This is a genomic window from Candidatus Poribacteria bacterium (genome assembly GCA_028820845.1).
Classification (GTDB): Bacteria; Poribacteria; WGA-4E; order WGA-4E; family WGA-3G; genus WGA-3G.
In genome coordinates this window covers 1-12583 of record JAPPII010000013.1, presented here as the reverse complement: position 1 = coordinate 12583, position 12583 = coordinate 1, and the positions used below count along the sequence as shown (strand labels likewise).

At 45.6% G+C, this 12583-nt stretch carries 10 protein-coding genes; all 10 read left to right on the top strand.

The genetic code is table 11. The features are described 5' to 3' along the window. Positions 1 to 4: 4 nt before the first annotated feature. The 10 genes from OXN25_03155 to OXN25_03110 all read left to right on the top strand — a co-directional run bounded on the left by OXN25_03155 (position 5) and on the right by OXN25_03110 (position 12470). The gene (locus OXN25_03155) at positions 5 to 1741 is read left to right on the top strand and encodes a ribonuclease J (protein MDE0423851.1); all 1737 of its coding nucleotides are present in this window, start codon (positions 5 to 7) and stop codon (positions 1739 to 1741) included. Positions 1742 to 1818: 77 nt separating this feature from the next. Continuing rightward, positions 1819 to 2406: a hypothetical protein gene (locus OXN25_03150; GenBank protein MDE0423850.1), complete on the top strand. Its 588-nt coding sequence runs from the start codon at positions 1819 to 1821 to the stop codon at positions 2404 to 2406. A gap of 28 nt (positions 2407 to 2434) precedes the next feature. After that, positions 2435 to 3583 (top strand): ABC transporter substrate-binding protein, encoded by a 1149-nt coding sequence (locus tag OXN25_03145; GenBank protein ID MDE0423849.1) that lies wholly within the window; start codon positions 2435 to 2437, stop codon positions 3581 to 3583. 28 nt (positions 3584 to 3611) lie between these two features. Then, positions 3612 to 5015: a 3-isopropylmalate dehydratase large subunit gene (gene leuC / locus OXN25_03140; GenBank protein MDE0423848.1), complete on the top strand. Its 1404-nt coding sequence runs from the start codon at positions 3612 to 3614 to the stop codon at positions 5013 to 5015. Positions 5016 to 5087: 72 nt separating this feature from the next. Then, positions 5088 to 5669, top strand: a complete 582-nt coding sequence (gene leuD / locus OXN25_03135) for a 3-isopropylmalate dehydratase small subunit (GenBank protein ID MDE0423847.1) — start codon at positions 5088 to 5090, stop codon at positions 5667 to 5669. A 194-nt stretch (positions 5670 to 5863) separates the two neighbouring features. Further along, entirely contained in the window at positions 5864 to 6892 is a 1029-nt protein-coding gene (locus tag OXN25_03130; protein MDE0423846.1) for an Rpn family recombination-promoting nuclease/putative transposase, read from the top strand. A 94-nt stretch (positions 6893 to 6986) separates the two neighbouring features. Beyond that, a complete protein-coding gene (locus tag OXN25_03125; GenBank protein ID MDE0423845.1) occupies positions 6987 to 8939 on the top strand; it encodes a DUF4338 domain-containing protein in 1953 nt (650 codons plus the stop codon). A gap of 2 nt (positions 8940 to 8941) precedes the next feature. After that, complete coding sequence (locus OXN25_03120; GenBank protein ID MDE0423844.1) at positions 8942 to 10096, top strand: DNA double-strand break repair nuclease NurA; 1155 nt, start codon at positions 8942 to 8944, stop codon at positions 10094 to 10096. A 2-nt stretch (positions 10097 to 10098) separates the two neighbouring features. Beyond that, complete coding sequence (locus tag OXN25_03115) at positions 10099 to 12021, top strand: DUF87 domain-containing protein (protein ID MDE0423843.1); 1923 nt, start codon at positions 10099 to 10101, stop codon at positions 12019 to 12021. Further along, positions 12003 to 12470: a PIN domain-containing protein gene (locus tag OXN25_03110; protein ID MDE0423842.1), complete on the top strand. Its 468-nt coding sequence runs from the start codon at positions 12003 to 12005 to the stop codon at positions 12468 to 12470. Before OXN25_03115 ends, OXN25_03110 begins: the two co-directional genes overlap by 19 nt. Positions 12471 to 12583: the final 113 nt, after the last annotated feature.

Below are 12583 nucleotides of genomic sequence, written 5' to 3'. Positions count from 1 at the left end.
TTATATGAGAAAAAATCTTGAAGATATAACTGAAGCGAACGTCTCAATCATCCCATTGGGCGGCTTAGGCGAATTTGGGATGAATATGATGGTGTATGAAACCGAGGACGACCTTATCGTCATCGATACCGGTTTCATGCTCCCGAATGCAGACATGCCCGGCGTTGACCTAATATTCCCAGATATTCATTATCTCGTTGAACGGCAGAAGAAGATTCGCGGAATCCTTCTGACTCACGGACACGAAGACCATATTGGTGCTTTAGCCTATGTCCTACGGCAGTTAGACGTGCCGGTTTACGGCACGCAGCTCACCCTCGCAATCGCAAGCGGCAGACTCCGTGAATACGGTGTACTCGGCAAAGCACAACTCAACACAATTGCCCCGGGCGATACCGTTGAACTGGGTGCCTTTTCTGCCGAATTCATCCATGTCACACATAGCATTCCCGACAGTGTAGCAATCGCACTCCACACACCCGTCGGTGTTATTGTTCATACGGGTGATTTCAAGTTCGACATGACCCCTGTCGATGGTAAGCTAAGCGATGTTCAGAGGCTCGCCCGTTTAGGTGCAGAAGGCGTCACGATGCTCGTCTCCGACAGCACAAACGCAGAACGTCCCGGACAAACACCGTCCGAGCGAAGCATCTATGATACTATAGACAATATCTTTCAGAAAACGGAGCAGAAACTGTTCCTTTGCACATTTTCCTCAAGTCTCCACCGTATCCAGCAATTCATTGATCTCGCGAATATTCATCGGCGACTCGTTGCTGTCACCGGACGTTCTCTCATCAACAATGTCCGCACGGCTTCTGAACTCGGCTACCTCAATGTGAATCCTGACTATCTTATTGATGCCCGCGATGCGTCTCTGTTCAAACCACACGAGGTTGTGATTTTAACAACCGGCAGCCAAGGCGAACCACGTTCGGCACTGGCATTGATGGCACTTGATGATCACGCGTTTTTAAAGGTGGAACAGGGTGATACTGTGGTTATGTCGGCACGCATCATTCCAGGTAACGAAAAGTCAATCGGGAACGTGGTGAACCATTTGCTTAGGCGTGGCGCGAAGATATATCATGAACGCAACGCCAACGTACATGTCTCCGGTCATGGTTCGAGTGAAGACTTGAAGTTAATGCTCAACCTCCTGCAGCCTAAATTCTTTATGCCGATGCACGGTGAATACCAAAATCTGATGCGGCACGCCGAACTCGCTGAATCTGTCGGGGTGCCGAGTGAAAACATCAAAGTCGCTGAAGATGGCGAACTTATCCGCCTTACATCTGAAATGTGTGAAGTCTTTGGACGCGAGGGCCGTTCCGGACGGGTCCTTGTCGATGGCAAACCAGAAATCGAACTTGAGGATATTGTCCTGCGTGACCGTATCCAACTTTCTGAAGACGGCATCCTCGTGCCTATTATTGTCCTACAGAGCGACACAGGTGATGGCGACCAGCAAGAGAATATTTCTGCGGATAGCCATTCCAAAACAGGATTGAACGCTGGACAGATAGAAATCATCTCGCGTGGATTTGTCTATATGGACGAATCGGAAGAACTCATAGAAGAGGCGAAAGAGATTACCCGACGCGTCATCGAAAATCTGAGCGATGAACAGAAACACGAAACGGAGATAGTCCAAGATGAGATCCGAAGCGCGCTCCGTCGCTTTTTCTCAAAACAGATGCAACGGACACCGCTCATCTTCCCAGTTGTTATGCGGGTTTAGAGGGCAATTCAAACATCTACATCCGATGGAGCAGAACAGGCATTCCACTTCCGTTTGCATACGTGAGGATTGCAATTATGAAACTCTTAAACTGTCCCCTACGAGAGAAGTTTTTACTCTTCCTAACGACACTCTTAGTTCCCGGTTGCGCGATATTGAATCAACCGCCGCCGACAGAGATTCCCGCTGTCCAACTTCAGTGCAAGAATTATCCGCGGCTGGTTGATGGGAACATGGGTACGTCCAGCATTCTGAAGGTGGAGGGTTCTGTTGAAAAGGATCATACGGACGGAGTCACACTTCCCTACAGGTATCAGGACTCCATACAAGGAACGAATAAGGTCCAAGCGTTGATTCAGCTTAATTCTGCTGAGTATGTAACTTACGTTGAGATTCATCCTGCATCAAACATTCTGAGCCTCACAATAGACACAGCAGAATCAGACCAAGCACACCGCTTCACACGTATTTCTGACAATCGCCGGGCAAAATCTGAAAATGCCGCTGTGATACGTGTTAGCATTGAACGAGATATACTGTTTCTCCGACTCACTGCCACATCCGAGCGAGACAGTGCCAAATCGACACGAGAACCGTCAACAGATAAAATCACAGTGCCGTTCAAAGATATTGTAATTCGAGAAGTTAAGTTTTATGGGAAATAAAGCGAAATTTAATAAGGAGTAAATTGAATTGAAATTATTTACATCTATCGTGGCAATTGCTACCCTGATAGTAGGTTTCTCTGCCTGTGAGCGGGCATCACAAATTGTCCAACCTGCTACACCTGAAATAGAAGAGAAGCGTAGTGAGATTGCTATCGGAATCGTTTTACCTTTGACAGGACACGTGGCTGCTACGGGTGAACGTATGGAACAGGGGTTCGCACTCGCTATTGATGAAATCACCAAGGCAAATGTCAGCGAGGTCCGACTCAAGTTTATCTTTGAGGACGATATGGGCACGCCAGAAGGGACGGTTCAGGCATTCAATAAACTCATTGGGACAGATAGCGTGGTTGCTATTCTCGGTCCCTCAACATCGAGTGCAACACAAGCGGGTTTCCCGATTGCACAAGCACACAAGATCGTGGCACTCAGCCCGACAGCGGGAGCAAGCGGCCTTACTGACATCGGTGACTTTGTTTTCCGTATTCCACTCACGACGGCGGTCGCTATTGCCGCGGGCATCAAGGAAACGCATGCGAAACTCGGTTATCAACGAGTAGCCACGTTATATGACGACACGGATCTCTTTTCTACAGATCAAGACACGGTATTACGGAAAATATTTGAAGCAAATGGTATTGAGGGGCTCACCCCAGAAACTTTCCAAACCGGTGATACTGACTTCTCAGCGCAACTCACTCGGATAAAAGCGTTGAATCCGGATGCTATTTTCGTCTCAGCATTGCCACCGGAAAAACCAGGAATCCTGATTCAAGCACGCCACCTCGGTTTAACGGCTCCCATTATTATTTCTTCGTTAACCGATGTTGAGGTAGCAGCTGCGGGGCCCGCCGCCGAGGGGGCAGTCACGTTCGTAAGTTGGATTAGCACAGATGACACCCCCGGAAATCAAGCTTTCGTTCAGAATTATAGCGAAACGTTTGGGATGGAACCAGACGGATTTGCTATGGTCGCGTATACTTCCGTCTATATCTTAGCGGAGGCAATTAGGAATGCCGAATCCACCGATTCGGCTGCGATTCGAGACGCGCTGGCGGACATCAAAGACTTTGACACAGTTTTCGGCAAATTCTCTTTTGCTGCCAACGGGGACGCTATCTATGATCCGAAGGTCCTGAGAGTGAAAGATGGCACGTTGCAGGCGTTTGAATAACTCCGTCAGAGACATAAGGTAAAACAAAATTATGCCAAAAACAATGTACGAAAAGATATGGGAGGCGCATCTCGTTCGCGCTTCCGCAGACGAGGTGCCGATCCTCTATATCGACACGCACCTCGTTCATGAAGTCACATCCCCACAAGCATTTGAAGGATTGCGGCTTAATAACCGAAAGGTACGCCGTCCGGATCTGACCTTCGCGACCATGGATCACAACGTACCGACAACAGACCGATCACTACCGATTACCGACCTGATTGCCGCGAAACAGATGGAAACGCTGGCGGAAAACTGCGCTGAGTTTGACATTCCGCTCTACGATATCGACAGTCCCGAACAAGGCATCGTCCACGTCATCGGACCCGAACTCGGTATTACACAACCCGGCAAAACCATCGTCTGTGGTGATAGCCACACCTCAACGCACGGCGCACTCGGCGCACTCGCTTTCGGTATCGGTACGAGTGAAATTGAGCATGTCCTCGCAACGCAGTGCCTCTTGCAACAGAAATCGGAGACCTTCGAGATTCGGATTGATGGCACACTGCCTTATGGCGTTACCGCAAAAGACATTATTCTCGCGATTATTGGACACATCGGTATCGACGGTGGCAACGGTGCCGTCGTGGAGTATACAGGTGCTGCGATCCGTGCCCTTAGCATTGAGGAACGGATGACCGTTTGCAACATGTCGATTGAGGCAGGTGCACGCGCGGGAATGATTGCACCTGACGAGACTACCTATGAATACATCGCTGGCAAGCGTTTCGCACCGAAAGGCGAAGAATTTGACGCAGCGGTTGAACGCTGGAAGCAGCTCCCGACCGACGATGGAGCAACCTACGATCGGACTCTACTACTCGATGCAGCGGACATTGCACCACAAGTAACGTGGGGGACAAACCCAGGTATGGTAACCGATGTAACCGGTCGCGTGCCGGATCCAGCAGAGATGACGACAACCGATGAGAAGACTGCCACTGAACACGCCTTAGCATACATGGATCTCAAACCCGGTACGCCAATCACAGATATTCCGGTAGACAGAGTCTTTATTGGCAGCTGCACCAATTCCCGCATCAGTGATTTACGGGCTGCCGCTGAAGTCGCGCAGGGCAGGAAGGTTGCAGAGACCGTCAGCGCGATGGTCGTCCCAGGTTCACAGGCGGTTAAACGCCAAGCGGAAGCAGAAGGACTCGACGAGATTTTCCGTGCTGCAGGTTTTGAATGGCGCGAAGCGGGATGTAGCATGTGCCTCGGCATGAATCCCGATATCTTAATGCCAGGTCAACGTTGTGCCAGCACGTCGAACCGAAACTTTGAAGGCAGACAGGGCAAAGGCGGACGCACGCACCTTGTGAGTCCACAGATGGCTGCCGCCACTGCGGTAACGGGACATTTTGTAGACATCCGAACGTTTCAGTAGAAAGCATGGAAAACTGGAAGATTGGAAGGAGGACCTTTGCCTTCAATCTCGAATATAAAGGAAACAAAAAATATGGAAGCATTCAAAGAACACGTTGGACGTGTCGTCCCACTCGATCGAATTAATGTTGACACCGACCAGATTATCCCGAAGCAATTTTTGAAACGGATTGAACGCACCGGATTCGGCGAGTTTCTCTTCAACGATTGGCGTTACCTCGAAAACGGCGATCCGAACCCAGAATTCGTGTTGAACCTCCCGCGCTACGCCGGTGCAAGCATTCTCATTGCGGGCGCGAATTTCGGTTGCGGTAGCTCGCGTGAACATGCCCCGTGGGCACTCCAGCAGTACGGTTTCAAAGCGATTTTGGCACCCTCGTTTGCAGACATATTCCGTAATAACTGCTATAAAAACGGCATTCTCCCGATAGCCTTACCTGCGGATGTTATCGCCTCACTCAGCCAAACAGCACACGACACTGAGGGTTACCAGTTGATGGTAGACTTGGAGGCGCAATCGGTGATTTGCCCTGACGGCACTGCACACAATTTTGAGATTGGCGATTTTGAGAAGTATTGTTTACTGAACGGACTTGATGAAATCGGCTGGACCTTGCAGTATGAAACGGATATTGCTGCCTATGAAAATCAATAGTCTTGTATCGGATTTCTTCGCCAGCGAAGGAAGCTGAGAAAGTCCTGAAGGAGTCAGGAATTGGTGTTCCCTCTTACAAGAGGGCTAAAAGGCCCCGCCCCCATGAAAAAACAACTTGATTTCTAGGAGCACTGAGGCTATACTATTCTTCAAATCTCATCTTCAGTCTGAATGGATTGAAAATTTAGGTACTTATGTTAAAAGCCCCGAAATCTCTTGAACCTTCTGATATCCTGATAGAACATTTCCCTGACCGAAGTATCAGACGGTTGCTCCAGGACCCGGAGTATGTGCGAGGCTTAGTAGAAATCATCGCGCCTGACCTTGTAGGGCTCCTTGATTTCAGCAGAGGTACGCAGCAGAATCGGAGTTTTATCTCCGATGCGTTGCGGGAGCGGGAGTCGGATGTCCTGCTACGTGTGCCGTTTCAGAGGACGACTGAGAACGAAGAACTCCTTATCTATATTCTGATTGAGCATCAATCGACGGTAGATCCTACGATGGGATTTCGGATGTTGTCTTATATGATGGAGATATGGCAAGGGCAGTGGCGGGAGTGGCAGTCGGAGGCTGGGTCGAGACGACGTTTGGATCCGATCTTACCGATAGTATTTTACACAGGGGATCGGCGGTGGACTTCTCCGTTGTCGCTGACGGCAATAATGGAGGTCCCCGAAATCCTGGAGCGATTTGTGCCGACGTTTGACACCCTATTTTTAGAAGTAAAAACAGCAGATCGAGAGACTCTAACGAAGCCTGGGCATCCATTAGGGTGGTTGTTAAGTGTTCTTCAAAAAGAGCGTTCGGGGAAATCAGCACTCAGTGAAGCGTTAGCATCCGCGGTATCGGCGTTAAGTCGGTTGGATGAAGCACAAGTATCGCAAGTGCGTCCAGCACTTCTCTATTTTATCCAATTGATTCTGCATCGTCGGTCAGCTGAGGAGCGTGAAGAGTTAATAGAATTGGTCAAACGCCATAGTCAAGATGAAAGTGAGGTAGTAATCATGGCACAAACAGCGGCTGAATTCCTTATAGAACAAGGCAAAGCCGAGGGCATCATAGAAGGCAAACAGGCAGCAATCCTACAGCTTCTACGGATCCGATTTCAGAACGTCCCAGAAACACTCACCGATCGGATCACCTCCATCCAAAATCTTTCACACCTTGATATCCTTTTAGAGCGGGTGATGACCGCCCAAAGCCTTGAAGATATTCAGGGCTGAATATTGTAACATCTGTACGTAAATGACCTTGTTCCCCCGACGAAGGGTTTTTGCTCACAAGAAACGCCCAAGCAAATTTGAATACCATACGCATATGAAAAAGAAAAAAACAGACAATTCCCAAGAACTACCATGGCAAATAACGGATGCTGTTTGGGATCAAATACAGCTTTTTCTCGCTGATTACCCAAAGGTCCGCGTTGGAAGTCCAGAAAAATGTCGTTTGTTCCTCTCTGCTATTTCGTGGCTAGCAAAAGAGGAAACCACCTGGAGTGATTTACCTGATAAGTATGGCAACATGCATACTATATACCAACGTTTTAGGCACTGGTGTGATGCTGGTGTCTTTGAATCGCTACAGGCACACTTCCACGCGGATGAAGAAGTATCAACCATCCTTAACACCTTATACGCTAGTCCTGTATACGCCAAAACCCTTAAAACTCGCATTACAAATTCTCTTAAAACCCAAGGTTTTAAAGTTCAAGACAACGAAGTTTACTTACCTGAATACCTTGATAAGAGAAAAATTAGGAAACTGCATAATGAGGCAGTTTGCCACAAAATTGAGGAAAATAAAAAAGGTCTTATTGAACATGAGCCATCTTTACTACAATGTTTTGCTTCTGGAGAAGAGATTGTCCCGGATAAAATCAATCCTAAACTTGTTGAAGTACATGCGGGGTCAAAAGAAGCACTTTTGTTTCGATACGCTGGCTTACATTGGAGTATACCAGTATCTTCAGGGTATGGTCGAAGACTCAGATACCTTGTAATGGACCAACATACAAATAAAGTGATGGGTTTGTTCGGTTTGGGAGATCCCGTTTTTAGTTTGAGACATCGTGATCAATGGGTAGGTTGGAATCATGAAGATAGAAAAGAGAGACTCCATCATGTTGTAGATGCTTTTGTATTGGGAGCAGTTCCACCTTATTCGTTTTTGTTAGGCGGTAAACTCATAGCACTATTGGCCACCAGTAATGAAGTTCGTGAAGCATTCAAGCACAAATACAAAGGAAAAAAATCAGTAATTCGAAAACGAGAAAATGCTGGCGATATCGCAATGATAACAACTACTTCTGCGCTTGAAAGATCGTCAATGTATAACCGTCTCAAATGTGCAGAACCAAATCTATCAGCGCAGCCGGATATTGAGATAGAACATCTTGAGAAACGACTTGTTTTTCAGCGCGTAGGACACACGCAGGGATTCGGTGAATTTCACTTCTCCAATGGAATTTACGGTTCACTAATAGCGTATGCGAAATCAAATGCTACTGCCACAGCTAGCCATGAATCTTGGGGGTCAGGATTTAGAAACAAACAAGAGGTGGTTCAAAAGGCACTTGGTAAGTTAGGGTTACCTAAAAGTTGGCTTAATCATGGAATTAAGCGAGAAATATATGTGGCACCATTGGCAGAAAATACTCGCGCTTTCCTATGTGGTAATGACCGAGAACTGCACTATTACGATCAACCCGTAAGTGAACTATTCAAGTGGTATCGTGAAAGATGGTTGCTGCCTCACAGTAAAAAAAATAAATACTATAGGACGTGGGAACCTCAAGAGTGGAAGTTATGGGAAGGTAACCAGAGCAGTTTTTTTGCAATTAAACAAGCGAACTCGAGTATTAACCAGCAGAGCATAAAGAAAGCCAAAACTGGTGATGAAGAAAGGGAACGCGAGCAACTTGTCATCAAAGCAATAGAAAAAAGGCAAACGCTCGAAAATACTTTTAGTAAACATCAACTCTCAGAGCATCTCACCTACGAGGAATTCATAGACGAATGTACCACAAAAAAGATAGCATTCACAACGACTTCTCGATCCTATGCTATTAGCAACGAGGCAATTAGAGGTTACAGCAACTACTTGAGGGGTATCAGAAGCATAATTGCCGACTTTGAGAAACTGATCAAAGCAATCAACTACGGAGACAAGGGAGCAGTGTGGATTCGCAATTTGCTTAAGGAATTAAAATCGAAGGTTCAATTCTCCGTAGACCTCCTCTTACCCGAAGTAGATAGTGAAGGAGTAAAATAATAATGAACGAATCGGTTGATTTTAGTGAACTCCCAAAATCTCTCGTTGATGAGGTCCTTAAACGAACTGAAGGAATAGGGCAAGAGTTATTAGAATCTTTTGAAGAGCTGCGAAACAAAAGAGAAGTATGGCGCAAGCAACTTATTGACTCTGGTTTGGTGATGCATGATTCCAGCTTGCCTGTAACACAAAGCCCAACTACTTGTGGTGTTGACGGGTCCTACGCTGTTGAAAGACTTTTAGCGACAGATTTGGTGGTAGCTGGCGCAGTAGCAGTTGAGGGTTTGACCCCCCCTTCCGAAAAACGTTTTTGGCCGGAACCTAATCATTTTGTCCATGTCGAAACTGAAACTCATAATCCCGACACGAGTTCCATCTTACGCGCAGGGATGATTGGAATGGAGTTGATTTTAGCCCAACAAGCCCCTCATGAACTTGTTCTTTTGGATGGTTCATTAACCACTCCTGTCATTTACTTTAATCAAGGTTTTAGCAAAGCCAAGGAATGGCCTCATCTCAAAACCGTTAAAGGATATTTAGTTAATAAAATCCAGTCTTTTCTTGAGGCGTATTACTGCCTTTTAAATCCTCCACGTAATGACCGGCAATGGATAGCTATACCTAAGTATACCTCTCGTAGGGAAATAGGCAAAAAATTGGGATGGCCCGACTCTCATGATGATCGCGGATTGCTAAGTTCTATTTTGGAACCGGGTGAGTATACAACTCCTGCTTTACTCTCTACCTACTCCTGGCATCTCGGCACTTCAGTAATTAACGATTTCACTGATGTTGCTACCTTAAACGAGATAGACCAAATCGTTGAGCAAGTTTTACAATCTTTGAACAGGGTCCATTTTCTTTATTATCGACCTCACGCTTATATGCCAGCTTTACGTTTGGAAATGAGTCAAACTATTGCCAAAAATCGCCCCAGATTAGGTATCGTTTTACAAGGTATCAAGGATCAGTGCAGCACAGCTGCTATTATGGAGCCATACCCTCTTTATCTGGCAGACAGAATGGTTAAACATTTACCTAGGGCCGTCCCCGCTTTTCGCCAGATAACCAGTCAACATCTTGCAGAAGACTATCAGGGAAACATCGATGACGTTTTCGTTGGTCTTCACAGTTACCGCACAGAATCAGGGAGGTAAAAATGTCCGATCAAAAATTAAGCCAATTGATTGATCAGGCCGAAAGAATTGGCGTTATTGGTTCACCATCTTCTACAACGGAACTTGCCTTGGATATTTTATCAACTGCCGTTGATAAGAAGTTAGTCGGTGAATTGGCTATTTTCGACTATATACAAGACGGTCTTGACCATTACGCGTTGGGACAGATCACTGAAATCGCCCTGAAGAACATCTGGCACGAAGACCCTACCATGCGGAGTTTGATACGGCAGCGTGGCAAAGTTGATGCAGTCAGTGAACGGCAGGACACGCATCAAGGTGAAATGATTGTCAGTGCTGTCTTTTCCGACGAAAACGGCAGTTATCGCCCCAGTAGTTTAGGGACGGTCCCATCTACAGGAACACCGATTCAACAAGTAAATAACGATGTTTTGGATATGTTACTTTATCCATATAAGGAGCAGATTGTCTATTTAGGACGCGTTTATGGCTCAAAGCCTAAATTACCTCTATGGTTTAAACATTTTGATACTGGCGAAGATGGAGCAGGCGAGGCATATCACTTGGGAATTTTTGGTAAGACCGGTTCTGGTAAATCAGTCTTGGCAAAAATGATTATGCTGGCTTATGCTCACCATGAAAGTATGGGAATATTGGTAATTGATCCACAGGGAGAATTTTCACAAGAAGCTTCAGGAACAGGAGTTTTGGGTAGTTTTCAACTACCGGTAAAAGAGGTCTTAGACAGCCTGAACAAAACAACAAAGGTCATTAGCGTCCAGAACCTTGTTTTAGATAGATGGGAACTATTTGCACAAATACTTTATGAATCACCTTTTTTTGAAAAACTCACCATTCCAAAAACCGAAAATCGAGATATAGCAGCCAATACTTTAATCGACGAACTTAAGAAGAAAAAAGTTAAACTATCGGATTTACATAAGCGAGAATCTTTTAATGAGGCTTGGTCCCTTCTCGGACAAGAATCTACTCAACAAATTTTTTACCGTTCTCCGGGACCTCTTAAGCGTTTTTCATCCGCGCATACAAGTGCTGATCCTAATGAATTTTATCGTGATATTTGGGCACCAATTGCCCGATTATTTGATTCAAATCGTGCAGGCGCACAAGCTGTAGAGAGTATTCTATATAGTTTGTTCAAAAAGGGAAACAAGCCTTTGATTATCATTGATTTAGCGATTAAAGGTGAAACAGATCTATTTTGGAACGACACTATTCAGGCATTAGTGATCAAGAGACTTTTGGAAGGCATTCGTCTATCAGCTGAATCCGCCTACACTGAAAAACAAAACCTTAACACCCTAGTTCTAATGGATGAAGCTCACCGTTTGGCTCCTGCTGATAGCCCTGATAATGATACAATGAAACAAATCCGCAATATCTTTATTGATTCGGTGCGAACCACTCGTAAATATGGTGTAGGTTGGATGTTCATATCTCAAACCTTGTCGAGTCTGCACCGTGAAATTGCCCAACAGTTGCGTATTTACTTCTTTGGTTTTGGATTATCAATGGGCGCAGAGTTTCAGGCATTGCGTAATCTTGTTGGTGGCCGTAGTAAAGCCCTTGATCTTTACCAACTTTTTCGCGATCCACAATCTTCGTTTGATATCGCGTCTCGAGATTACGCGTTCATGACTATTGGTCCTGTTTCACCGCTCTCATTTGCCGGGACCCCACTTTTCTTAAACGCTTTCACAGATCCTAATAATTTTTTGAAAGAGAATCAAATTTCAGTACAGCAACAAAGTAAAGTTGAATCCAAAGCTATTCCTTCTGTCACTTCTGAACTTTCTCACGACGAAAAGAAAGAATTGATTCGGGAAATGCGTGGCTCAATGAAAGGCACATGGGGAAGTACCGTTGAAGAAATTGATGCTTATCTTGCGTCAGAGAGGGAAGCATGGAACAGAAAGTTTTAGATATTCACTCAGCTGGTTCCAAAGCCACGTCAGTGTTCTTGGATACCCCAGTTCTTATATATTACCTTGAAGATATTGAACCGTACTATCTTTTAGCAGAGGAAATATTCAACAAAATTAATGATGAGAAAATTAAAGGTTTCCTCTCAGCAATATCAGTGACAGAATTTGTAACTAAACCGTTTGCAGATGGAAAGATAGCAGAGATTGAACGTTTCAAGCGATTTCTCTCCTCATTGTCAATTCAAGTGCTCACAGTTACCTATGAGATAGCGGAACGGGCGGGAAAACTGCGTTCAGAATATCCATCCATCCGAACCCCTGATGCTCTAATTGTTGCTACAGCATTAGAGAATGGCTGTGATATCTTTGTCACTAACGACAAAGATTTGAAGAAACTGGAAGTTAGTGAGTTAAATGTAATTGTACTTGAGGATTTTGTTGAGTGAGGAAACGCAATACAAACAGGGTTGAATTAATACAATAACAATCTGACCGGGTTTGTCTCTATAGGACTTACGCAAAATTAGAAAATGAGTTGATATATTCTCAGTCGTCGCTT

Excerpts from the sequence above, each read along its gene's own strand:
- OXN25_03155 (MDE0423851.1), top strand. The coding sequence starts at position 5 with ATGAGAAAAAATCTTGAAGATATAACTGAAGCGAACGTCTCAATCATC.
- OXN25_03150 (MDE0423850.1), top strand. The coding sequence starts at position 1,819 with ATGAAACTCTTAAACTGTCCCCTACGAGAGAAGTTTTTACTCTTCCTA.
- leuD (MDE0423847.1), top strand. The coding sequence starts at position 5,088 with ATGGAAGCATTCAAAGAACACGTTGGACGTGTCGTCCCACTCGATCGA.
- OXN25_03130 (MDE0423846.1), top strand. The coding sequence starts at position 5,864 with ATGTTAAAAGCCCCGAAATCTCTTGAACCTTCTGATATCCTGATAGAA.
- OXN25_03125 (MDE0423845.1), top strand. The coding sequence starts at position 6,987 with ATGAAAAAGAAAAAAACAGACAATTCCCAAGAACTACCATGGCAAATA.
- OXN25_03120 (MDE0423844.1), top strand. The coding sequence starts at position 8,942 with ATGAACGAATCGGTTGATTTTAGTGAACTCCCAAAATCTCTCGTTGAT.
- OXN25_03115 (MDE0423843.1), top strand. The coding sequence starts at position 10,099 with ATGTCCGATCAAAAATTAAGCCAATTGATTGATCAGGCCGAAAGAATT.
- OXN25_03110 (MDE0423842.1), top strand. The coding sequence starts at position 12,003 with ATGGAACAGAAAGTTTTAGATATTCACTCAGCTGGTTCCAAAGCCACG.